Source organism: Lysobacter sp. GQ73, from assembly GCF_059758755.1.
Window position 1 is genome coordinate 668,458 of sequence record NZ_JCAXEE010000001.1, and the last position, 22,962, is coordinate 691,419.

Sequence of the window (22,962 nt, forward strand, 5' to 3'; positions counted from 1 at the left end):
GTCAGGCCCTCAGTCTGAGCCCGCGATCGCCGAGCCCGACCAGCCCTGCGTACAGGTCGACATAGTCGTGAGCCATGGCCGCGGCGGAGAAACGGCGCTCGAATACCGCGCGCACCCGCCCGCGATCGAGCGAGGCGACGTCGTCGACCGCGGCGACCGCGGCGTCGATCGAGTCGACGATATAGCCGCTGATGCCTTCGTCGAGCACCTCGGGCACCGAACCGCAGTTCCAGCCGATCACCGGCGTGCCGCAGGCCATCGCCTCGATCATCACCAGGCCGAACGGTTCGGGCCAATCGATCGGGAACAACAAGGCCGCGGCCTGGCCGAGGAACTCGGCCTTCTGCGCATCCCCGATCTCGCCGACGAACTCCACGCCCGGCGTGTCGAGCAGCGGTTCGATGGTCTCGTGGAAATAGCCCTTGTCGGCTTTGTCGAGCTTGGCCGCGATCTTGAGCGGGTAGCCGGAGCGATGGGCGATCTCGATCGCGCGGTCCAGGCGTTTCTCGGGCGAGATGCGGCCGAGAAAGGCCAGATAGCCGCCGCTGGGCCGGGCCACGAACGGGTACAGATCGGTCGGCAGGCCGTGGTAGACCGTACCCAGCCAGCGCGCCCTGGGCAGCGGCCGGCGTTGGTGATTGGAAATCGAGACCAGCGGGTAGCGCGACCAGCGCTTGTAGGCGTCGGGCAGGTCCTTGTGATCCAGGCGCCCGTGCAGGGTGGTCAGGGTGCGGTCGGCGCGGTCTTCGAAGAACGGAAAATGCAGCAGGTCGACGTGGAAATGCAGCAGGTCGAATTCGCCGGCGCGTTGCTGCACCTCGTGCATCATGCTCAGGTGCGCGGCCACGTTGGACTTCAACGGGCTCGGATCGAGCCGCAGGGCCTGGTCGCGGACCGGCACCAGTTCGGCCTTGGTGACCGCATCGGCGGCGGCGAACAAGGTGACCTGATGGCCGGCTTCGACCAGCGCGTCGCTCAGGTGCGCGACCACGCGCTCGGTGCCGCCGTACAGGCGCGGCGGCACAGACTCGTAGAGAGGGGAAATCTGCGCGATCTTCATAGTGCGTTCTTGCCTATATTGGATAAGGGCGCCAGCGCGGCCAGGCTGCGCGCCACCCGCGCCGGCGAAGAGGGAATCGAGACCACCGCGCCCGCCTCGCTGCGCGCAGCGTCCGGCGGCGCGTTCAACGCCTGCAGGAAGCTGCGCCGCCACGCGGTGATGTCGTTGCGCCGCAGAACGTCCATCATGGTCTGCCAACGCTCCTTGCGTTCGGGCAGCGGCATCCGCGCGGCCTGGGCGAGGGCGTCTGCGACTTCGTCGCTGTCGTGCGGGTTGACCTGCAACGCCGCGTCGAGCTCGCCGGCTGCGCCGGCGAACCGCGACAGCACCAGCACGCCGGGGTCGGTCGGCGATTGGCTGGCGACGTACTCCTTGGCGACCAGGTTCATGCCGTCGCGCAGCGGCGTCACCAGGCCGACGCCCGCCGCGCGGTAGAAGCCGGTCAGCACGCGATGCGGGTAGTCGTGGTTGACGTAGCGGATCGGGGTCCAGTCCGGCCGCGCGTGGAGGCCGTTGATATGGCCGGCCAGCGTTTCCAGCTCGGCGCGCAGCTGGCGGTACTCGGCGGCCTCGCCGCGCGACGGCGGCGCGATCTGCAGATACGTCAGGCGGCCGCACAGGTCCGGATGACGGGCCAGATAACGCTCGAAGGCGCGCATGCGTTCGGGCAGGCCCTTGGAATAATCCAGCCGGTCCACGCCGATGATCAGACGACGCTCGCCGAGGCTGTCGCGCAGGCGGCGGACATCCTCGGCGCCGTCGGCGGACGCGGCCAGGGCTTCGATGGCCGCGGTGTCGATGCCGATCGGATAGGCGCCCACCTGCAGGCTGCGACCGTCGCCGGTCGGCCATAGCGATCCCGGCAAGGGTCGCAGGCCCAGTTGGTCTCGAAGATAGCCTTCGAGGTGCGCGGCGTCGGCGCGGGTCTGCAATCCGATCAGGTCGTAGTCGAGCAGCCGGCCGAACAGTTCGCGGTGATGCGGCAGGGCCGCGACCAGATCGCCCGGCGGGAACGGCACGTGCAGGAAGAAACCGATCCGATTGCCGACGCCCAGCGCGCGCAGTTCCGAGGCCAGCGGAATCAGATGGTAATCGTGCACCCAGACCACGTCGTTCGGACGCAGCTCGCGTGCCAGCGCACGGGCGAAGCGGCTGTTGACCCGGCGATAGCCCTCGCTGCATTCGCGTTCGTAGTCGATCAGGTCGATCCGCGAGTGCAGCAGCGGCCACAGCACGCGGTTGGCGAAATCGCGGTAATAGGTCTGGACGTCGTCTTCGCTCAGATCGAGCGTGGCGTAGTCGACCACGCCCTCTCGCCGGCGTTGCGGCACCTCGGTGGCGCTGCCGACCCGGCCGCTCCAGCCGAACCACAGCCCTTCGCCCTCGCTCAGGGCCGCGCGCAGGCCGATGGCCAAGCCGCCCGGCCGTTGCGTGCCCGGCAAGGCGACGCGATTGGAAACGATCACCGTACGCGACATGTCAATCGATCTCCTTGATCGTTCCCAGCCACTGCCGCACTTGCGGCGGATCGGTCAGTCGGTAGTGCGCGAGCGTGTCGCTGCGTTCGCCGACCAGCACGCTGATGCCGTCGCGGGCGTTGACCTCGGCGAAGCCGCACTCGTCGGCCGGATCGTCGCCGGCGAAGACCGGCCGGCGTCCCGCGAACGGCGGTCGCGCCATCAGTGCGGCGATCGCTTGTCCCTTGTCCATGCCGGCCGGACGGATCTCGATGCCGTGCGCGCCGGGGTGCGCGCGATAGTCGGACAGGCGTGTCACCGCGGCGTCGGCGAAGTCGGTCATCGCCGGCGCGGCTTCCGGGGCGGCGCGCCAATGCAGGTTGAGGCAGGGGCCGGCCGCTTCGATCCGGGCCGAAGGATACGCGCGCAACAATTCCTGCGCTTGCGCCAGCAATGCTTCGAATTCGGCGCAGGCCGGCGGCGAGGCCTGCGCCGAGCCGTGGTCGCGCCATTCCAGGCCGTGCAGGCCGGCCATGCAGATCTGCGCGCATTCCGGAAACAAACGGTCCAGCGCAGCCAGGGAACGGCCGCTGACCAGGGCGAGCGCGCCGCCGAGTCGTTGCGACAGTTCGCGCAGACGCGGGCCAAGTTCGGGCGGTGCGCGACTGAGTTCCGGCGAGGGCGCATGTTCGACCAGGCAGCCGTCGACGTCGAGAAACAGGGCCCAACTTGGCGATATCTCCGGAGGCGTCAAGGATGAATTGGGTTCGTTAGCCATGAACGCATGCTAACGGCGCGAATGTGAGCGCTCAGTCCACGGGATCGCAAAAAATCGCATGATTCAAGCGCTTTTATGTGCGCTTGGACCTGCAAATATTGCGCGGAGCGGAAGCAATTTCGGCAATGGCTGCGATGCGGCGCCATTGCCGCGCATGCGCCGTCGTCCTGCGCCGCCTTACGGCGATGCGACTGGCACGTCGCTTGCTTTTCCCTGGGTAGCGACGACACGGAGACAGATCATGCATAGAAGCCGTCTGGCGCAGGTGGTGATCGATTGCGAGACGACCGATACCGACTGGGCTGCGCAATTCTGGGGCCAGGCGCTCGGCTGCCGGGTGCTGCCGGCCGAGAGCGCGAGCGATGCCATGTATCGGCGCCTGATCGTGCATGCCGATCAACCCGGCGTGTTGGTGCAGGCGGTGTCGCATGCCAGCCGAGTCCATCTCGATATCGAGACCGACGACGTCGAGGCCGAAGTGGTGCGCCTGGAAAAACTGGGCGCGGCGCGCATCGGGCAAGTGAAACGCTGGTGGGTGATGGCTGCGCCGACCGGACAGCGCTTCTGCGTGTTGCCGCCCCAGCGCGAGGATTTTCCTGCGCATACCAACGCATGGCCCTGACCGCATGGGCTCGATCGTATGGTCTTGAGCGTATGGTTTCGAAGCGCCGGGCGTCGCCGGAGCAGGCATCGCCGGTCGGCGAGTTTCCGTTCGCCAGGCCGGTGACCGTGCCGGTGCCGCGTGCCAGCCTGCGCGAGCTGCGCGCACAGGCGGCGCGCTGCCGCGCCTGTCCGCTGTGGCGGCATGCCACGGCGACGGTGTTCGGCGAAGGGCCGGCGCGTGCGCAGGTCATGCTGCTCGGCGAACAACCGGGCGACGAGGAGGACCGTACCGGCCGGCCCTTCGTCGGGCCGGCCGGGCGCCTGCTGGAGCAGGCGCTGGCCGAAGCCGGCCTGGAACGGCGCGCCCTGTATCTGACCAATACTGTCAAGCACTTCAAGTTCGAGCGACGCGGCAAACGGCGCATGCACGAGCGCGCGAACGCCCACGAACAAGAGGCCTGCCGGATCTGGCTGGCGGCCGAATGGCTGCGCCTGCGACCGCGGCTGGTCCTGGCGCTCGGCGCGATGCGGCGCAGACCTTGTTCGGCGCGAGATTTCGCTTGACCCGCGAGCGCGGGCAATGGCGCGAACTCGATGCGCGCACTTGGGCAATGGCGACGTGGCACCCTTCGGCGATACTGCGTGCGCCTTCGCCGACGCGGCAATCGAGATACCGCGAACTCGTGCAGGATCTGCGCGCTTTAGCGTCGGCGATGCAGGAATTGCCGGCCGCCCGCGGCCGGCGCTAGCGCCTAACGGGCCGGACAGCACGAAATCAGCGACGAGCTTCAATGGCGCAGACGGGTGTCCAGGCTCAGCACGTCGTAGGACAGCACCGAGAGGCGGGCGAAGTCGGCGTGGCGCAAATTCAGCAGGACGTTCTTCTCCCTCGGCGATAGGGCGCTCGGCACCAACAGGGCCAGCGAATGGCCACTGTCGAGCCAGCAATCGCCGACCCGGCGCACATGCACGCGATACGGACGCTGGTCCCAATCTTCGGGCAGCAGGGTCGCGGCGTGGCAACACGCGGCCGGCACGCTCGCGACGACCAGGCGCAAGGCGCCCGCATCGGTGTCGCGGTTGTGCACGATGAATTCGAGCACCGCGCTGGCCGGGCTGGTCGAAGCGTACACCGCGTCTCGTCCGGGCGAGGTCCAGCGGCCGTCGTTCGCCGCGGCTTCGGCCGAGAAGGCCCGGTCGGTCCGGCCCGCCGGAACCACCCGATACAGCAAGACATGCGGCCGGGCCGTTCCGGGCGCCGCGGCGCGCGGATCGGTGGTCGAGGGCGGGTCGCTGGCGGGAAAGCTGTCGGCGAGTTGATTGTCGCGCGGCGTCGGCGCGGAGCGCGGCTGCGCCTGAGGTTGAGCGTTCATGTCCGGATCGATCCTCGGTACGGCGGATTACTCCCGTTGTGCAGCAAGCTTCGTGCCACACCGCAGCCCGGCCGGCGCGTCGGGGGCCGCCCGGCGCCGGGAAGAATCTGCAGGCTTGCGCAGCAGTTCCTTCGCGAGTCCGAGCCTTCGCGCCGCGGCGACGCGTATCGCGAGGCTTGCGCGTTGGCACGCGTCTTGCGGCATCTCGAGGGTGTATCCAAGGCGTATCCAGGGTGTATTGCGGTGCAGCTCCCATACCGCAGTCATTCGATCGCGACGGACGCGCATCGATGCGCCGTCGATGTGGTCCGCCTTTCCCCGACGGCGCTCGCCGTCGCCGCTCGATGGAGTTTCCATGAACGAATCCGCGACCCGTATGCCCGCGCAATCGCAAGACGAGCAACCCGGCCGGCAATCCGAAATGATCCCGCAGCCGTTGAGCATCCGCGACAGCTATCGCGGCAGCGGCCGCCTGCGCGACAAAGTCGCGCTGATCACCGGCGGCGACAGCGGCATCGGCCGCGCCGTGGCCCAGCACTACGCCCGCGAAGGCGCCAAAGTCGCGATCGCCTATCTCGACGAAGAGCAAGACGCCGCCAAGGTCCGCGAACTCGTCGTCGCCGAGGGCAGCGAATGCCTGCTGATCCGCGGCGACCTCGGCGACCCGCAGCATTGCCGCCGGGTAGTGGAGGAGACCTTCGCCGCCTTCGGTCGCCTCGACATCCTGGTCAACAACGCCGCCGAGCAGCACACCGTCGAGGAACCGGAGCAATTGAAGCCGGAGCAGATTGAACGCACCTTCCGCACCAACATATTCGCGTACATGTACCTGGCGACCGAAGCGCTCGCGCACCTGCCCCGGGGCGGCAGCATCATCAACACCGGTTCGGTCACCGGCGTGCGCGGTCACGAAAAACTGATCAATTACGCCTCGACCAAGGGCGCCATCCATGCCTTCACGTTTTCGCTGGCGCAGGCCGTCGCCGAGCGCGGCGTCCGGGTCAATGCGGTGGCGCCGGGCCCGATCTGGACACCGCTGATCCCGGCCAGCTTCGAGCCCGAGGAAGTCGCCCGCTTCGGCCGGAACACCTTGATGAAGCGTCCGGGCCAACCGGCTGAGGTCGCGCCGGCCTACGTGTTCCTGGCCAGCGAAGACGCGTCGTTCGTTACCGGGCAGACCATCCACATCAACGGCGGAGGACACATCAGTGCGTAGAACCAGGCAGAGCCATAGCCAGAAGCAGCACCACGAAGCGGTCGGCACCGCAGAACTCAAGGCCGTGGCCGAAGAGGCCATGCGGCTGGGCGCGCGCGTCCTCGACAAGGGGCGCGCTTGGTTGAACGAAAGGAGAGACGAAATGAGACAGCATGATTATCCCGGCGGCCGCAACGCCGAGTCCTCGCGCCACCGGGGCGAGGCCGGGGAGGACGTGCGCTATCAACGCAGCGGCCGCGGCGAACAGGACGAGTCGTGGATGCACGACAAGCAGCGCCAGGCGAGCCGTGCGGGCTATTCCGACTACGCCTACGAGCCGCGCCGGGGCCATGGCGCGCAGGGCGGTCGCGGGCAGCCGCAGGGGTACTCGAATTATCCATCCGGCGAACGCTCGATGTACGGCGCGCACGGCCCCGACATCGAGGCGCGCGGCTACCAGGAAGACCAGCACTACGACAGCGGTTGGCGCGCTCGCGGTTTCGACGAGCGTTGGCAGAGCGCGGGCGAAGACGACCGCGGCGACGCGCCGTGGGCCTCGACCTCCAGTTACCGCGGCAGCGGCCGGTTCCCGGCGCAGAACGATGCGCGCCAGAGCCACCAGACCTACGGCGGCGAAAGCGCAGGCAGCGGCGGTCGCCAGGGCCTCTACGACTACGACGAGTACGACCCTCGCCGCGCAGGCAGTTACGCCGAGCGCCCGGGGCGCCGCGCGATGGGCGAAGGCTACGGCCGCTCGTCCGGTTACGCCGGCCGCAGCGGTTTCGGCGAGTCGGCCTATGGCGCCGGCTTCGAGGCCAACGAGGACTACTCGCGTGGCCGCGGCTACGACGACTATTCGCGCAGCGACCAATCGCGCACCCGCGAGGCCGCCAACCCGTCCTCGTATCGCGAGCAGGGCATGCGCAGCTATCGCGGCCAGGGGCCGCGTCGCTACACCCGCTCGGACGAACGCATCACCGAAGACCTCAACGAACGCCTGACCGAGGACGAGCTGATCGACGCCCGCGACATCGAGGTGCGCTGCAGCGAAGGCAAGATCGTGCTCGAGGGCGAGGTCAGCGCCCGCTGGATGAAGCATCGCGCCGAAGACATCGCCGATGCCTGCAGCGGGGTCAAGGATGTGGAGAACCGCATCCGCGTGCGCGGCGGCGGCCAGGCGGGGATGAGCTCCGAGACCGGCGGACGCCAGCCGGGCTCCGAGCGCCAGCAAGCGGAGCAACGCTCCGGCGCGAGCGGCGCCGGGCGCAGCGGCACCACCGGCGCTACCACCACCGGCACTACCGGCAGCACCGGCACCGCTTCGCAGAACGCCGCCGGCAACCAGCCGCATTGATCGTCGCTCGATCCGGCATCGAAGCCGCCGCTACGGCGGCTTCGATGCATTGCTCAAGCCTCGCTGCACCGCGGCATGGATGCGCTCGATGGCGGCCGGCTTGATCAGATGTTCGTGGAACCCGGCGTCCACCGTGCGTTCGCGGTCGCCGCTCTGACCGTAGCCGCTGTAGGCGATCAGGTACGGGGCACCCGGCAACAGCCGCAATGCGCGCGCGACATCGTAGCCGCTCAGCGGTCCGGGCAACTCCAGGTCGCACAGCACCACATCCGCCGGCTCCTCGCGCCACGCCGCCAGGGCGTGTTCGGCATCGGCGCAGGTCCGCACGCGATGCCCCGCCAGGCCCAGCAAAGTCGCCAGGGCCTCGGCGGTATCGCTTTCGTCGTCCACGATCAGTATCCGGCCGAGCCGCTCGTCTGCCGATTCGGCGGCGAGCGCGGATACGGACGCGACCACGGTATCGACGGCACGACCGACCGGCAACAAGACCCTGAAGCGGCTGCCATGGCCCAAACCCTGGCTGCTCACCGCGATCCGGCCGCCGTGCCGTTCGATCAGGGTCTTGACGATGTTCAGGCCCAGGCCGAGTCCGCGCGAGCGCCAGCCAGGGGTCTGCACGAATGGCTCGAACAGCTTGGCCGACATCTCCAGGTCCAGGCCCTGGCCCTGGTCGACGACCTCGACTTCGACGCCCGGAGCACCGTCGGGCATCGTCGCGTGCGCCGACTCGATGCGTATCCATTGCCCGGGTGCGCTGGCCTTGATCGCATTGGACAGCAAGTTGTCGAACACCTGGCGCAAGCGCGCCCGATCGCCTTCGACGCGGCATGCCGGCGGCTGGGCCAGCGCGGCGATGTGCACGCCCGCGGCCTCGGCGGCCGGCAGGTTGTCTTCGCGCACCTCCGCCAACAGGCCTGCGATCTCGATCGCTTCGCGGCGCAGTTCGAGGTTTCCCTGGGTGACCCGCGAGACGTCGAGCAAGTCTTCGACCATGCGCTGGACATGGCGATTCTGGCGCACCAGCATCTCCAGTGCCCGCGCGTGCTGCTGCGGCGAAAGGTCGGGGCGCTGCAGCAGTTCGCTGGCCGCCGCCACGCCCGACAGGGGATTGCGCAGTTCATGGCTGAGCACCGCCAGGAAGCGGCTGACGCGCTGGTTGGCCGCCGCCAACAGCGCAATCGCGCGTTTTTGGTCCTCGATGTCGGTGCTGGCGCCGTACCAGCAACGCAGATGGCCGTGTTCGTCGAACAAGGGTTGGCCGTGGACGACATGCCAGCGGTATTCGCCGTCGGCGGCGCGACGGAAACGCAACTCGACGTTGAGCGGCTCGCCGTTGCGGATGGCTTGGTCCCAAGAGCGCAGGCCGTTGTCGAGGTCTTGCGGATGGCAGATGTCGCGCCAGTCCTCGCGGCCGCTGAGCCCGCTGTACTCGTGCCAGAGCCGGTTCTGGTAACGGATCGAACCGTCGGGCTCGGCGATCCAGACCATCTTCGGCAGGTTGTCCAACAGCGCGTGCTGCTCGGCTTCGGCATGGCGCAATTGCTGTTCGAACAGGCGCTTCTCGTGCACGTCGCGGATGCCGCCGATCCACTCCAGCACCGTGCCCTGCGGACCGATCACCGGCACCGCGCGCAGGGCGACGTAGCGCGCCTCGCCCAGCGGCGTGAGCACGCGGAACTCGAGATCCATGATCGAAGGCTCGGGCGAGCGGCGCACCTCGTCCCACGTCGCGCGGACGTGCTCGCGATCGTAAGGGCTGATCATCTCGATCCAGCCGTCGTCCTGCGCTTCGCGCCGGTCCTGGCCGGTCAGCTCCTCCCACCCCGGCGCATCCAGCATGCAGCCGCGGCTGTCGGCCGACCAGACGATGCCGGCCCAGGCCATCGCCAGGCTGCGGAACCGGCGCTCGCTCGCCTCGACCCGGCGCGCCGCCTCGATGCGCTCGCTGACGTCCAGCGCGTGGATGACCACGCCTTCCGGCTCGCCCTGGTCCGAACGATGCGGGACGAACTGGACGTCGAAATGACGTCGCTCGCCACGGCGGGCCGCTTCCAGCGGAAAACGCACCGGATGTCCGGCGAAAGCCCGTTCCAGCAGCGGCAGATAGGGCGTCAGTTCGGCTTGCGGATGCGCGTCTTCCAGGCGCACGCCCCGCAGCCGGCGATTGCCGAACCAACGGCGGAAATCGCGGTTGTAGAGGCGATATCGGCGTTCGTTGTCGACGTAGGCGACCAGCGCCGGGATCCGCTCGATCAAGGCGAGCATCAAGGCGCGTTGCGAACGCACCTCGGGGTCGTTGCGATGGCGATCGCCCATGTCCACGGTATCCACTGGGTCGGTCCGGCGGTGGCCCTACGAGGGGCGAAGAAGGCGGGCCGTCTGAGCGCGATCAGTGGCGCGTCGGCGCCTCGTCCAGGACCTTGGCGATGCGCGCGCCGGCGCTCGCGGCGCGCCGCAGGTTTTCCTGGGCGAGTTCGACCGCGCCATTGGCGAGCAAGGCCTGGGCCGCTGCGCAGGCCATGTTGGCGGTATTGAGCTCGTTGCGCAGCCGGTGCAGCCAGCGAGCAAATTCGCTGCGAACGGTTTCGTTATCGATCTTGTCGGCACCGTCGGGATGCAGGCCCTCGGTACGGACTTCATGGGTACGGACTTGTTGGGCACGGATTTCATCGACACGAGCTCGGTCGCCGCCGGCATCTGCCGGTTCGACGGTATAGGGCGAGTCCGGCGGTTCGCGAACGGTCACGGTCAATCCACCTGATGTCCACTGTCGCGCAGCCGCGCGATCTGGTTGTGTATGGTGCGCACGCTCACGCCCAGGGCGCGGGCGGTGCGGGTGCGATCGTGCTCGAAATGCGCCAGGGTCTTGAGCAGCATTTCACGCTCGATCTCGGCGTAGGTCATGCCGACGCTGAAGCTGACCTCGGTCGGGCCCGCGGACACCGGCGCCAGCCTGCGTCCGCCGGGTGCGACGCGGATCTCGCTGCTCATCGTGGTCAGGAACGCCCGTTGAACCGCGCTGCGCAGTTCGCGTACGTTGCCGGGCCAGGGATGCGCGGCGAGCACCCGCTCGGTGCCGGCGACGAATCGCTTGTGAGTGCCGTAGCGTGTGTTCAACTCCTGCAGGGTCGCGCGGGCGATCAGGATCGCGTCGTTGCCGCGGCTGCGCAACGGCGGCAGCTCGAGATGGAAATCGGCCAGCCGGTAGTACAGGTCCTCGCGTAGCGCGCCTTCTTCGACCGCGCGCAGCGGATCGCGGTTGGTCGCGGCGACCACCCGCACGTCGGTCGGCACTTCCTCGGTGCCCCCGACCCGGGTCAGGGAGCCGGCTTCGAGCACCCGCAGCAGATAGACCTGCAGCGCCGCGGGCATCTCGGCGATTTCGTCGAGGAACAAAGTGCCCGCGCTGGCCTGCTCGAAGTAGCCGCAATGACGGCTTGCCGCGCCGGTGAAACTGCCCCGTTCGTGGCCGAACAAATGGCTGGCGAGCAGGTCCGGGGCGATCGCGCCGCAGTTCACCGCCACGAACGGGCCCTTGCGCCCGCTCAACCGATGTACGGCGCGGGCCGCCAATTCCTTGCCGGTGCCGCTTTCGCCGCTCAGCAGGACCGATGCGCTCGACGGCGCCAATTGCCGGATTTCCGCGAGCAGCCGCTGCATCGCCAACGACTCGCCGATCATTCCCGCCGAACCGGGGTCGCCGGCCTGCGCACGCGCCGTCTCGGCAGCGCGTTCGAGCAGGCCGCTGAACTGCTCGGGCGACAGAGGCTTGACCAGATAGTCCACGACCGGCCCGGCCACCGCGCGGGCGGCGGTTTCCACCGACGGATGACCGGTGACGATCGCCACGTGCCCGAGTTCGGGCATATCCTGTTCATCGAGCAGGTCGAATCCGTTGCCGTCCGGCAGGTCCAGATCGAGCATCAACAGATCCACGATCGGAAGTTCGCTGAAGCCGCGCGACTGCGCCAATGAGTGGGCCAAATAGGTCTTGTAGCCGTGAGAGCGGGCGAAGTCGGCCGCGGATCGCGCGAAATCGTGGTCGTCGTCGACGATCAACAGCGTGGGGCAGGCGTCGGCGGCGCGGGGATGCACGGGCTCGGAATGCACGTTTTGCGTTCCTGTCTGGGAAAAGACATACGGGAGAGGGCATGGCGCTGTCGGTCTGGCCACAGTAAGCCGGCGTTTGTTAAGCGTGCGTTGGCGGAAAATAATTCCTGCGTGATGAAAAGATTACTGGGCGCGCATCGAGTGCCGCCGCCGCAACGGAAGACGACGGTGCGGCGAGGAGTGCGAATCGATGCGAAGCCACCGTGCGTTGTTCGAGCGGTCCGCCGATGCCGGCTTGTCGTCGCATCGGTGGCACGGGAGTTGCTTGGTCTTGGGCAGGCGCGGCGCCGAGCGGTGCCGCCCACCATCGAGAGGCCCAGACCATGAGCAGACTGTTGAGAGACCGCGTTGCATTCGGCTTTCCGTCGTCCGAATCGACCGTGGCGGGCGCGCCCGTACCGCCGCTGGCGTTGAATTCGCGCGGGCCGCATTCCACCACCTTGACCGGCAGCTTCATGGGCTATTGCGGCAGCCAGGCGCCGACCAATGAGATGTCGCCGGACGTCGTGGACCTGGAGTCAGAACTCGGCTACTGGCGCAGGCACTACCGCAGCCTGCCGAACAGCGACGGCCTGCGTTACCGCGATTACGAGCCGGCGATCAAGCTGGGCCTCGACGCCTACATGCGCAGCCACGGGCGCGAACTGCCGGAGCTCGAAGACGAATTGGCGACCTGTTATCGCCGGGTGCGCGGCGACAGTCGCATGGAGTGGGACCAAGCCCGCCGGGTGATCCTGTTGGCCTGGGATCATCTGCGCAACCGGGGAGCGCTCGAATGATCCGAACGAGGCCGCGGTGAACGGCGTGCGGGCCGCTGAACCCGAAGTCGCAGCTCTGCCTGCCTTCGATTGGGCGTCGGTGCAGGAGCGGATGTTGGCCGAGTTGTATCGTTTCCTGGCCGCGAGTCCCCTGCTGCTGGTGACCTTGCTGCTGACCTTGGCGGCGTGGTGGTTCGGCGGCTGGCTGTCGCGCCGGGCGGTGGTGGCTCGGGTGGCGCGCCATAACCCGTTTCTGAAGGATCTGTTGGCCAGCACGATCAAGGGCGGCGTCGTCCTGCTCGGCCTGAGCGCCGGGTTGCAGCTGATGAATGCCACTGCCGTGGTCGGTGCGCTGCTGGGCACCGCCGGCGTGGTCGGCATCGCCCTGGGCTTCGCGTTCAAGGACATCATCGAGAACTACATCGCCGGCGTGCTGTTGAGCCTGCGCCAACCCTTCCGACCGCACGATCACGTCAAGATCGCCGAGCACGAAGGGCTGGTCGCGGCGATGACCGCGCGGGCGACGGTGCTGATGACCCTCGACGGCAACAACCTGCGCGTGCCCAACGCGATCGTGTTCAAGAGCGTGATTCTCAACTACAGCCAGAACCCGGGTCGTCGCTTCGAGTTCGACCTGAGCCTGCCGGCCGAGGACGTCGCCGCCAGCGGACTGGCGAAAATCAGGCAACGCGTGGCGGCGGTCGCCGGCGTGTTGAGCGAGCCCGCGGCGGCGGCTTTCGTCGTAAGCAGTGCCGACGGCAAGGCGACGGTGCGCGTGCGCGCGTGGGTCGATCAGCATCGCGACGATATCGACGAGGTGCGCAGCGCGGCCTTGCGTGAGGCGATGCCGATCGAGAAAGCGCCTTCGGCCGCGGCTACGCAGGCCATGCCGACGCCCCGGCGCAGCGACGGCGCGCCGAAGCGCGCGGACGGCCACCTGCACTTGGTCCGCGCGGGCAACGCGATGGTGCGGCCGGACGATCTGCTGGACCCGTCGGCGCCGGCCGAGTAGGCGCGGAAGGCGAGCCGTTCTGGGCGGGCTTGACACATACCAACCAGATGGTATGTTCACGCCATGGCCAGACCGACCAAGCAATCGCCCGAACGCGGCAACGCCCGCACCCGGCTCCTCGAGGCGGCGCGCGACCTGATCCGCGCCAAGGGCTACGCCGCTACCACGGTCGACGAGTTGTGCCGCGCCGCCGATGTGACCAAGGGCGCGTTCTTCCACCACTTCGCCAGCAAGGACGCGCTCGGCGTCGCCGCGGCCGAGTTCTGGGCCGAGACGACCACCGAGTTCTTCGCCGCTGCGCCGTACCACCGGCCGGCCGACGCCTTGCAGCGCGTGCTCGCTTATGTCGCATTCCGCAAGGCGATCATCGTCGGCGAAGTCGACGAATTCAGTTGCCTCGTCGGCACCATGGCCCAGGAGATCCACGCGACCTCGCCGGAGATCCGCGATGCCTGCGGCCGCAGCATCTTCGGCCATGCGGCCACGCTCGAGGCCGACATCGAAACCGCGCGGCGCGAGCGCGGCATCGCCGGCGACTGGACCGCGGCGAGCCTCGCGCGCCACACCCAGACCGTGATCCAGGGCGGCTTCGTCCTGGCCAAGGCAGGCAACGATCCCGCGCTCGCCCGCGAAAGCCTGGACCATCTCGACCGGTACATCCGGCACCTGTTTCATCTCACCGGGGAACTGCCCGCATGAACACCTCCACCACGGCGGCGACCGCAATGATCGGATGCGCCTGCGGACGCACCCGGCTCGAAGCCAGCGGGGCGCCGATCCTGGTATCGGAATGCCTGTGCGACAGCTGCCGGGCCGCCGCTGCCCGCTTGGCCGCGCTGCCGGGCGCGGTCGATATGCTGACCGCTTATGGCGCCACGCCCTGCGCCGAGTACCGCAAGGACCGCATCCGCATCGTGTCCGGCGGCGAACATCTCGCCGAGTTCCGCCTGTCCTCCGATGCCGGCACCCGCCGGGTCGTCGCCACTTGCTGCAACACGCCGGTGTTTCTCGAACTCAAGGGCGCGCACTGGCTCAGCGTGTACCTGCATCTGTGGCCGCCGAACGCCCGGCCGAAAGCGCAGATGCGGACCATGGTCGGCGACCTGGACGATGCCTCGCGGCTGCCGGACGACCTGCCGAATCTGAAAAGCCAGTCGCTGTCGTTCTACGCCAAGCTGCTCGCGGCCTGGATCGCGATGGGGTTGCGCAATCCGCGGATCGAAGTGAAGGAGAAGCTCGATGCCTGAAGACAAGATCGAAATCGAGAACGTCGCCAGCCCCGGCCGCACCGCCCGGGTCGACCGGGCGAAATACCTGGCGATGCGCAAGGCTCTGCTGGCGGTGTTGCCGGACCGGCCGCCCGGGCTGAAGGTCGCGGATGCGAAACAGGCGTTGCTGCCGCATCTGCCGGACGAGTTGTTCCCGCAGGGCGAGACCGCTGGCTGGTGGTTGAAGGCGGTGCAACTCGATCTGGAAGCCAAGGGCGTCATCCGGCGTGCGCCGGACAAACCGGTCCAACTGTACCAGCAGCGCAAGAGCTGATCGCCGCGCGGCGGCGCGGGGCAGTGTATTGGACTGCGCCGAGCCGGGCGCGAAGGCGGTCGTGCGACGCCTCGGGTCCGCCCTGCGCCCGCGTCCGCGCCGATAAGCGAGCGCGCCGGGCCGATGCTGCGGCGCATCGTCCGCCTTCATGATCGCCCGCACAATTCAGTTGGGCCGGCAATCGCGTAATCGCACCTCGCTTCGGCTCATGCGCGCCGCGCGTCGGCGCCGTTGTTATCTTCCCGGCGCGGCATCCTGCCGCGAGAACGCCAAGGGAGGAGTGGGATGCATCGCTTCAAGTTGATCGTATTGGGCGCCCTGTTGGCCCTGTCCGCCGGCGCCGGCGCGGCCACCGATTCCGCCGGTTGTTTCTGCTCGGTCGTGTACTACAACGAGGCCGGCACGGTCGTCGGCATCCGCCAACCCGCCGCTTGCGGCGATACCGGCTGGGGCGTGGTCACCAACCGGTCCAAGGTGTATGCCGGCTGCGTGATGTAACGGCAGCACCTGCTCCGCGAACACCGGCTGCGAGCCGGAGTCGCCCGATCCGCATGGGCGACTCCTTCGCAATTCGCTACTGCGCAATCGTGCAGATCTCGCGGCTGCCGGCCTAGCCGCGGCACAGGGGGCGTCGAGATTCGTCCGACTATACGCAGCGCGCTCGCCTGCGCTCGGCATGGCGTGGGCGGCGCGCGGCCTGCGCCTTGCAGGCAATGCGGTTTCGGTCCGGCGACGGACACCGCGCCAGACCGGCCGCGCGGTTTACCCGACAGGTAATGGCCAGGCCGCGCGTCCTGGCTATCGTGGCCGGATGAACGCGATCCGACCTCTGGGGGAACTTCTGCGCGGCTGGCGCGAACGCCGCGGTCTCAGCCAGTCCAATCTGGCCGAGCTCGCGGCCACCTCCGCGCGACACATGAGTTTCATCGAGACCGGGCGTTCGCAGCCGAGCCGGGCGATGTTGATACGCCTGGCCGATCGCCTGGAGGTGCCGCCGCGCGAACGCAATGCGCTGATGCGCGCGGCCGGGTGGTCGACGCTCCATCCCGAGCGATGCCTGCGCGACGATCCCGCGCTCGCGCAGGCGCGTGAAGCGGTAGACCTGGTGCTGCGTGGGCACGAGCCGTATCCCGCGCTCGCGATGGATCGCTATTGGAACCTGTTGGCACGCAACGGCGCATCCGACGCTCTGCACGACGACGGCATCGCTGCGTTTCTGCTGCGGCCGCCGATCAACCTGCTGCGCCTGAGCCTGCACCCGCAGGGCCTGGCGCCGCGCATCCTCAATCTGGGGCCGTGGCGTGCGCAACTGCTGCAGCGCCTGCGCCGGCAGGCCCACCTCGCCGCCGACCCCGTCCTCGACGCTTTGCATGCGGAACTGAGCGATTATCCCGGGCCTGCATCGGATACGGTCGCATCGACCGGCTTCGCCATGCCGATGCGATTGCGCGCGCCCTGCGGCGTACTGTCCTTCGTCAGCGTCACGACCCTGTTCAAGGCGCCGGTGGATCTGGCGCTGTGCGAACTGGCGATCGAGACCTTGCTGCCGGCCGACCGAGCGACGGCGCAGTCGCTGCGGTCGGCGTGGCTGTCCCGGCGCGGGCCGCAGCCTCGATGGCAGCCCGAGCCGCCTCCATGTCCACAACCGGAGCCGGAGCCGGAGCCGGAGCCGAATTCGAAGTCGAATTCGGAGCCTGATCGAGATTCGGGTTAGAACGGCATCAGACCACGGCGCGGCATCCGCGAGCCGGGCAGGGCGGCCAGGTCCCGGCCATGTTCGCAGCGGCAGCGCGCAGGCAAAATCACCTTTGGCTCGCCGCGACGACGCGGCGACATTCTTCGGCGGGGCGAAATGGCGAAGCGGTTGCGGTCGATACTCCGGTGGACGGCATCGCTGTCGGCCTTGCTCGCGTTCGCGGCCTGGCTGTCGTTGCGCGGCAGCCTGCCGCTGCTCGATGGGCAGTCCGCGCTGGCCGGGCTCGGCAGCGCCGTCGAGGTGACTCGCGACCGCGATGGCGTCGTCACCGTCGACGCCGCCGACGAACGCGACGCCGCGCGGGCCTTGGGCTATGTCCATGCGCAGGAGCGCTATTTCGAAATGGACCTGATGCGCCGCACCGCCGCCGGCGAGCTGGCCGAACTGCTGGGCCCGTCGATGCTCGACGCCGACCGCAAGCGCCGGATCCACCGCTTCCGCCACCGCGCCCGGCTCCAGGCCGATGCCTTCGCCGGCGCGCACGCGGACGTGTTGCTGGCCTATACCGAAGGCGTGAACGCCGGCCTGTCGCAGTTGAAGGTGCGGCCCTGGCCGTATCTGTTGCTCGGCCAGGCGCCGCAGCCGTGGCGTGCGGAAGACTCGGCGCTGACCGGCTACGCGATGTACGTCAATCTGCAGGACGCCTCCAACACGCGCGAAGCGGCATTGCGTTCGATGCGGCCGCACCTGCCTGCGGCCTTGTTCGATCTGCTGGTGCGCGACGGCACGCGCTGGGACGCGCCGATGCAAGGGCCGGCTCGCGGCGACGCGGTCCTGCCGGGAGCCGAGCGCGTGGACCTGCGCGAACTGCCGGGGCCGGTCCGGGAACGTCCGGCCGCACTCGACACCAGCGGCACGCCCGGCAGCAACAGCTTCGCGGTCGCCGGGGCATTGACCGGCGATGGGCGCGCGATCCTCGCCGACGACATGCACTCCCGGTTGAGCGTGCCGAACGTGTGGTTCCGGGCGCGCCTGCGTTATCGCCACCCGAGTGGGCCGGTGGACGTGTCCGGATTCACCCTGCCGGGTTTGCCTGTCGTCGTCGCAGGCAGCAACGGCCGGCTCGCCTGGGGGTTCACCAACGGCTACGCCGATACGCTCGATTGGGACCCGCATTGCGGCGGCCGTGACGCGAGCGGCTGTGCGGCGTTGCTGCGACGCCCGCCCGCAGTGGAACTCATCCGGATCAAAGGGCGCGACCCGGTGGCGCTGCCGGTGCGCGGCGACGAACGCGGCCCCCTGGTCGTCGACGCGATCGGCCGACCGCCGATGCAACTGCATTGGACCGCGTATCGCCCGGACGGCCTCAACCTCAACCTGGCTGCGCTGCACCACGCGCGCGATGTGGGCGAGGGCCTGGCGCAGGCCCGCTCGGTCGGCCTGCCCACGGCCAATCTGCTCCTGGCCGATCGCCAGGGCCGGATCGCCTGGACCTTGATCGGCCCCACCATCGCCGCGCAGGCCTCCAGCGACTGCCGCTGGCCCGGGCCCCCCGCGACGAATGCCGCCGATGCGCAGGCCGCTGCCGAGCCGGATGCGGATTCGGACGCGTCGATCCACCGGCAGTGCGCCGCCGCCGAATCCGGCATGCCGCCTGTCGTCGCCGATCCGCCGGGACATCGCTTGTGGACCGCGAACAACCGCATCGTGGATGGCGCCGCGCTGAACCGGGTCGGCGACGGCGGCTATTCGCACGGCGCACGCGCCGCCCAGATACGCGATGCCTTGCGCCAGCGCCAGACGTTCGAGGAAAGCGATCTGCTGGCCATCCAGCTCGACGATCGCGCGCTGCTGCTGACGCCCTGGTGGCAGTTGATGCAGGCTCAGGCCCGCCGCAGTCGCAACGACTCCGCGCTGGCTGCGGTCGCCCAGGCGGCCGCTCGTTGGGACGGCCGCGCGAGCACCGGCTCGGTGAGCTACCGACTGGTGCGGGGCTGGCGGCTGGCCGTGCATGCCCGCATCCTCGACGGCCTGACCGCACCGGCCCAGGCGGCGATGCGGCAGCGTTTCGTGATGCCGCAACTGCCGCAGTTCGAAGGCGTGGCCTGGCCCATGGCGACGACACGACCCGAGCATCTGCTGTCGAAGCGCTATCGGTCCTGGGACGCCTTGTTCGAGGACGCGGCGCTGGAGGTGCAGCAGGAGCTCTCCGGGCAGGGCGCGCTCGCGCAGCGTTCCTGGGGCGAGCGCAACACCGCGTCGATCTGTCACCCGCTGGCCTCGGCCGTGCCGCTGCTCGGCAAGCGCCTGCTGTGCATGCCGCGCGATCGCTTGCCCGGCGACAGCGGCATGCCACGCGTGCAGGGCCCGTCCTTCGGTGCGACCGAACGCATGGTGGTATCGCCCGGCCACGAGCGCTTCGGCATCGCCCACATGCCGGGAGGGCAGAGCGGTCATCTGCTGTCGCCGTTCTGGGGACGCGGGCACGACGACTGGGTGCACGGGCGTCGCTCGCCGTTCCTGCCCGGCGCCGCGGTCTATTCCCTCGAATTGCGGCCCGACCCCAGGCATTGACAGGCTGCCGTCCGGCCGCGGCAGCCGTCCCGCGCGAGCTTGTCGAATTGCCGCCGCCTGATTCGTCTTATCCATAGATCGCCGGTTCGGCCGGCAACGACCCGCTGGTGAAACGGGCCGACGATCCGATCTCGACCGACGTGTATTCAACCGTACCGATAAAGGAGCCCCTCATGTCCCTGTCTCATTCCGGCCTATGCCTTATCGCCGCAGCGGTGCTGACCGGCCTGGCGCTGTCGGCGGCGCCGGCCGCAAGCGCAATGGCGGCGGAACCGGCCACCGCCACCGCCGCGGTGTCCTCCGCCAAACGCGCGGCCGTCGCTAAACGCGGCGATCTCGCCATTCATTACGACATCGTCGGCGACCTGAAATCGGCCAAGACCCCGTTGCTGGTGCTGCACGGCGCCTATATGTCGGCCGATGCGATGGCCGCCATGGCCGACCGGTTCGCCCGCACGCGCCCGGTGATCGTGCTCGACCAGCGCGGGCATGGCCGCACCGGCGACGGTCCGGGTCCGATCACCTACGAAGCCTTGGCCGACGACGCCGCCGCCGTGCTCGACGCAGCCGGAGTGAAGCAGGCCGACGTGTTCGGCTATTCGATGGGCGGGGGCGCGGCGATCCAGCTCGCCGTCCGGCACCCGGCCAAGGTCGCGAAACTGGTCACCGCATCGGCGGGTACCCGCCTGGATGCGCTCTACAAGGAAGTGTTGGCGGGCATCGAGCAGATCACGCCGGCGGTGTTCGACGACAGCCCGATCCGGAAGGAATACGACCGGCTCGCGCCGCGGCGCGAGGATTTTCCGCGGCTGGTCGAGAAGCTGAAAGCGCTGGACGCCACGCCGTTCGACTGGAGCGACGACATGAAGGCGCTGAAGCACAAGACCATGATCGTCATGGGCGACTACGACATCATGGGCCCCGAGCACGGCGTGGAGATGTTCCGCATGCGCGGCGGCGGCGCGCCCGCGTTGGCGGCGCAAGGCTTCCTGTCGGCCCCGCCGCCGGCCCGGCTGCTGATCCTGCCCGGCACCTCCCACATCGGCATCATGGCGGAAGCCGAAACCATCGTGGCCGCGACCGTGCCCTTCCTCGACGACGCCACTCCGCCGATGCCGGCAGGGTTCTTCTGACGGCGCGATGTCGATCTTGCGGGAAGGAGGCGCTGCGAGACCGTTCGGCGTAGTCGCGACTCACGTCGCTCCTACACGAGATCAGGCCATCGAGGCGAGGCCGTGGCAACGCGGTCGCGACTTGCGTCGCTCCTACCCGAGAGCCGTTGCCTTTGCTGTTGCGGTGCGCCGCATCGCACCAGCGAATGAGGCGCGCATCGTCGATCGGCGCTTGCGTGGATCTCGACGGCCAGCGCGAGAGGCAGTTCTGTGGAGGCGCTCAGCGTTGCGTCAGCGTTGCCAGCGCGGCAGGCGCTCCAGAAAGCCGCGGGTCAACGCGACCACGCGGTCCAGATGCGTCTCCAGCAGCCAATGGCCGCCGTCGTCGAACAGATGCAGTTCGGCGTCGGGCAGGTCGCGCAGGTAGGCGCGCGCCGACGCTTCGGGCATGTAACCGTCGCGCGGGCCCCACACGATCAAGGCCGGCGGCGCGTGTTCGCGCAGATAGGCCTGGTATTTCGGAAACCAGTCCAGGTTTTCCTTCAGCCCTTCCATCAGCGCCAGCGCGATCTCGGCGCGCCGGGGCGTGGTCAAGGCCCAATGCAGGTTCCACAAGTCGGGAGACACGAGCGGCGCGAGGCCGGGACCGATGCCGTTGAGGAACTCGTCGCGATAACCGTCCTCGCTCACCGCATCGACGAGCTTCTGCCGGGTTTCGTCGCTGGGACGCTCGAAGTGGCGCAGCAGGCCTTCGTACTGGGGGCCGAGCGTGTCGGCGTAGATGTCGCCGTTCTGCACGATCAAGCCGGCGATCTTTTCCGGCGCCCGGATCGCCAGGCGCAGGCCGATCTGCGAGCCGTAATCGTGCAGATACAGCACGTAGCGCTGCAGGCCCAGCCGGTCGGCGAACGCGGCCAGGAAGCGGGCATAGCCGTTGAAGCTGTAATCGAAGCCCTCGGGCGTGCCGCTGTAGCCGAAGCCGGGGAAATCCGGCGCGATCAGCCGCCACCGGTCGGCCAGCGCCGGCATGAAGTTGCGGAACTCGTAGGACGAGCAGGGGTAACCATGCGGCAACAGCAGCACCGGTGCATCGGCGGCGCCCGCTTCGCGGTAGAAGATCTCATGGCCGTCGACGACCGTGCGGCCGTGCCTGACGGCGGCAGTCCGGTCGGCGTCCGATTGCGCAAGCTCGGTGCGAATGGAGGGCGTTGTGCTCATGTCGTCGTCGTTGCAGCGCTGCAAGCCTGGCGACATCTAAGAGGCAGCGGTGTTGTTCGTGCGTGAGCGCCGATGTCCGATCGCGCAACCCCGGGTTAACGCCGGCATCGCTATGGAGGCAGCCTGGCGTATCCGGCCCGGCAGGTCTCTTCAAGCCGCCGGCCGATCTTGAACCGCGTTCGAGGCCAGCAACTCGATCATGGCGCGCGCCGCCGCCGATTGACGCCGGTGCGGCGCGTACACCACCGAGAACGGCCGCGAGCGGCCGCGCAACTGCGGCAGCACTTCGACCAGGCGGCCGCGTTCGATCCGATCGCGGACGATGAAGTCGTAGCTCTGGCAAATCCCGATGCCGTGCTCGGCCAAGGACACCACGCCCAATACATCGTCGGAGATTTCGATCGACGAGCCCGGCAGCCAGTCGATGTCGCGCTCGCCATCGCGGAACGCCCACGGCGCGATGCGGCCGGTACGCGGCATGACGAAGGGCAGGCACAAATGCACCTGCAGGTCCTCCAAGGTTCGCGGCCGTCCCATCCGCTGCAGATAGTCCGGCGCTGCGACCAGCAGCAAGGCCGCGTCTTCGAGTTTGCGCGCCACCAGGCCGCTGTCGGGCAACTGGCCCAGGCGGATCGCGAGATCGAAGCCCTCCGCCACCAGGTCGACGTTGCGGTTGGTGATGTTCAGTTCCACCTGGATCTGCGGGTATTGCCGGGCGAACCGCGCCAGCAGCGGCGGCAACCGATAGTGCCCATAGGTGGTCGGAACGCTGATCCGCACCCGCCCGGCCAATTCGCCTTCCTGGCCCTGCACCTCGCGCTCGGCCTCGTCGAGCAGGGCGAACGCCGAGCGCGCCTGCTCCAGGTAGACGCGGCCGGCCTCGGTCAGGCCGAGCCGTCGCGTGGTCCGCTGCAGCAGTTGCCGGCCCAGGCGCGCCTCCAGGCGGGCGAGGGCACGGCTCAGCACGGAGGGCGTGGTCGACAACGCCACCGCCCCCGCGGTGAAGGAGCCGTGGTCGACCACGGCGATGAAGGCTTCCACGTCCCCGAGGTAGTCGAATTTCCGGCTCATCTTGTCCTCAGGAGAATAAAAGCTTTTCTGGGCAGCCAGTTTATCGCCA

At 68.7% G+C, this 22,962-nt stretch carries 21 protein-coding genes and 1 pseudogene; 13 read left to right on the top strand and 9 right to left on the bottom strand.

Annotation, left to right across the window (positions count from 1 at the left end; genetic code table 11):
* Nucleotide 1 precedes the first annotated feature (1 nt).
* The 3 genes and pseudogenes from AC6CH2_RS02540 to otsB form a co-directional block, all read right to left on the bottom strand.
* Nucleotides 2-1,060 (bottom strand): glycosyltransferase family 4 protein, encoded by a 1,059-nt coding sequence (locus tag AC6CH2_RS02540; protein ID WP_498267791.1) that lies wholly within the window; start codon nucleotides 1,058-1,060, stop codon nucleotides 2-4.
* Nucleotides 1,061-1,182: 122 nt separating this feature from the next.
* Nucleotides 1,183-2,538 (bottom strand): annotated as a pseudogene (locus AC6CH2_RS02545) (alpha,alpha-trehalose-phosphate synthase (UDP-forming)); the annotation flags it as partial.
* Nucleotide 2,539: 1 nt separating this feature from the next.
* Complete coding sequence (gene otsB, locus AC6CH2_RS02550) at nucleotides 2,540-3,295, bottom strand: trehalose-phosphatase (RefSeq protein WP_498267792.1); 756 nt, start codon at nucleotides 3,293-3,295, stop codon at nucleotides 2,540-2,542.
* A gap of 241 nt (nucleotides 3,296-3,536) precedes the next feature.
* On the opposite strand from otsB, the gene AC6CH2_RS02555 reads away from it, so the two are divergent.
* Both AC6CH2_RS02555 and AC6CH2_RS02560 read left to right on the top strand, forming a co-directional pair.
* Nucleotides 3,537-3,917, top strand: coding sequence for a VOC family protein (locus tag AC6CH2_RS02555; protein WP_498267793.1), 381 nt, complete (start codon nucleotides 3,537-3,539; stop codon nucleotides 3,915-3,917).
* Between the two features lie 32 nt (nucleotides 3,918-3,949).
* Entirely contained in the window at nucleotides 3,950-4,462 is a 513-nt protein-coding gene (locus tag AC6CH2_RS02560; protein ID WP_498267794.1) for a UdgX family uracil-DNA binding protein, read from the top strand.
* A 224-nt stretch (nucleotides 4,463-4,686) separates the two neighbouring features.
* On the opposite strand, the gene AC6CH2_RS02565 is transcribed toward AC6CH2_RS02560, so the two are convergent.
* Complete coding sequence (locus tag AC6CH2_RS02565) at nucleotides 4,687-5,271, bottom strand: RES family NAD+ phosphorylase (protein ID WP_498267795.1); 585 nt, start codon at nucleotides 5,269-5,271, stop codon at nucleotides 4,687-4,689.
* 355 nt (nucleotides 5,272-5,626) lie between these two features.
* Between AC6CH2_RS02565 and AC6CH2_RS02570 the strand changes: the two genes are divergently transcribed.
* Nucleotides 5,627-6,487 carry an SDR family oxidoreductase gene (locus AC6CH2_RS02570; RefSeq protein WP_498267796.1) on the top strand — a complete coding sequence of 287 codons (861 nt, stop codon included), beginning with the start codon at nucleotides 5,627-5,629 and terminating at the stop codon, nucleotides 6,485-6,487.
* 142 nt (nucleotides 6,488-6,629) lie between these two features.
* Complete coding sequence (locus AC6CH2_RS02575) at nucleotides 6,630-7,820, top strand: BON domain-containing protein (RefSeq protein ID WP_498267797.1); 1,191 nt, start codon at nucleotides 6,630-6,632, stop codon at nucleotides 7,818-7,820.
* 30 nt (nucleotides 7,821-7,850) lie between these two features.
* On the opposite strand, the gene AC6CH2_RS02580 is transcribed toward AC6CH2_RS02575, so the two are convergent.
* The 3 genes from AC6CH2_RS02580 to AC6CH2_RS02590 all read right to left on the bottom strand — a co-directional run bounded on the left by AC6CH2_RS02580 (nucleotide 7,851) and on the right by AC6CH2_RS02590 (nucleotide 11,930).
* Complete coding sequence (locus AC6CH2_RS02580) at nucleotides 7,851-10,136, bottom strand: PAS domain S-box protein (protein ID WP_498267798.1); 2,286 nt, start codon at nucleotides 10,134-10,136, stop codon at nucleotides 7,851-7,853.
* A gap of 73 nt (nucleotides 10,137-10,209) precedes the next feature.
* The gene (locus AC6CH2_RS02585) at nucleotides 10,210-10,566 is read right to left on the bottom strand and encodes a hypothetical protein (protein ID WP_498267799.1); all 357 of its coding nucleotides are present in this window, start codon (nucleotides 10,564-10,566) and stop codon (nucleotides 10,210-10,212) included.
* Between the two features lie 2 nt (nucleotides 10,567-10,568).
* Nucleotides 10,569-11,930 carry a sigma-54-dependent transcriptional regulator gene (locus AC6CH2_RS02590; protein WP_498267800.1) on the bottom strand — a complete coding sequence of 454 codons (1,362 nt, stop codon included), beginning with the start codon at nucleotides 11,928-11,930 and terminating at the stop codon, nucleotides 10,569-10,571.
* A gap of 323 nt (nucleotides 11,931-12,253) precedes the next feature.
* Between AC6CH2_RS02590 and AC6CH2_RS02595 the strand changes: the two genes are divergently transcribed.
* From AC6CH2_RS02595 to AC6CH2_RS02635, 9 genes are all read left to right on the top strand, one after another.
* Nucleotides 12,254-12,709, top strand: a complete 456-nt coding sequence (locus tag AC6CH2_RS02595) for a hypothetical protein (RefSeq protein ID WP_498267801.1) — start codon at nucleotides 12,254-12,256, stop codon at nucleotides 12,707-12,709.
* A 94-nt stretch (nucleotides 12,710-12,803) separates the two neighbouring features.
* On the top strand, nucleotides 12,804-13,700 hold the full coding sequence (locus AC6CH2_RS02600; RefSeq protein ID WP_498267802.1) for a mechanosensitive ion channel family protein: 897 nt from the start codon (nucleotides 12,804-12,806) through the stop codon (nucleotides 13,698-13,700).
* A 63-nt stretch (nucleotides 13,701-13,763) separates the two neighbouring features.
* A complete protein-coding gene (locus AC6CH2_RS02605) occupies nucleotides 13,764-14,399 on the top strand; it encodes a TetR/AcrR family transcriptional regulator (RefSeq protein ID WP_498267803.1) in 636 nt (211 codons plus the stop codon).
* Entirely contained in the window at nucleotides 14,396-14,947 is a 552-nt protein-coding gene (locus AC6CH2_RS02610; protein ID WP_498267804.1) for a GFA family protein, read from the top strand. Before AC6CH2_RS02605 ends, AC6CH2_RS02610 begins: the two co-directional genes overlap by 4 nt.
* On the top strand, nucleotides 14,940-15,242 hold the full coding sequence (locus AC6CH2_RS02615; protein ID WP_498267805.1) for a DUF6958 family protein: 303 nt from the start codon (nucleotides 14,940-14,942) through the stop codon (nucleotides 15,240-15,242). The genes AC6CH2_RS02610 and AC6CH2_RS02615 overlap by 8 nt, the downstream gene beginning before the upstream one ends.
* A gap of 285 nt (nucleotides 15,243-15,527) precedes the next feature.
* Nucleotides 15,528-15,740 (top strand): DUF6289 family protein, encoded by a 213-nt coding sequence (locus tag AC6CH2_RS02620; protein ID WP_498267806.1) that lies wholly within the window; start codon nucleotides 15,528-15,530, stop codon nucleotides 15,738-15,740.
* A 313-nt stretch (nucleotides 15,741-16,053) separates the two neighbouring features.
* Entirely contained in the window at nucleotides 16,054-16,956 is a 903-nt protein-coding gene (locus AC6CH2_RS02625) for a helix-turn-helix domain-containing protein (RefSeq protein WP_498267807.1), read from the top strand.
* Nucleotides 16,957-17,094: 138 nt separating this feature from the next.
* On the top strand, nucleotides 17,095-19,512 hold the full coding sequence (locus tag AC6CH2_RS02630; RefSeq protein WP_498267808.1) for a penicillin acylase family protein: 2,418 nt from the start codon (nucleotides 17,095-17,097) through the stop codon (nucleotides 19,510-19,512).
* Between the two features lie 173 nt (nucleotides 19,513-19,685).
* Complete coding sequence (locus AC6CH2_RS02635) at nucleotides 19,686-20,645, top strand: alpha/beta fold hydrolase (protein ID WP_498267809.1); 960 nt, start codon at nucleotides 19,686-19,688, stop codon at nucleotides 20,643-20,645.
* Nucleotides 20,646-20,915: 270 nt separating this feature from the next.
* Here AC6CH2_RS02635 and AC6CH2_RS02640 read toward each other — a convergent pair whose 3' ends face one another.
* A complete protein-coding gene (locus AC6CH2_RS02640) occupies nucleotides 20,916-21,842 on the bottom strand; it encodes an alpha/beta fold hydrolase (protein ID WP_498267810.1) in 927 nt (308 codons plus the stop codon).
* Nucleotides 21,843-21,992: 150 nt separating this feature from the next.
* Nucleotides 21,993-22,913 carry a LysR family transcriptional regulator gene (locus AC6CH2_RS02645; protein ID WP_498267811.1) on the bottom strand — a complete coding sequence of 307 codons (921 nt, stop codon included), beginning with the start codon at nucleotides 22,911-22,913 and terminating at the stop codon, nucleotides 21,993-21,995.
* Nucleotides 22,914-22,962: the final 49 nt, after the last annotated feature.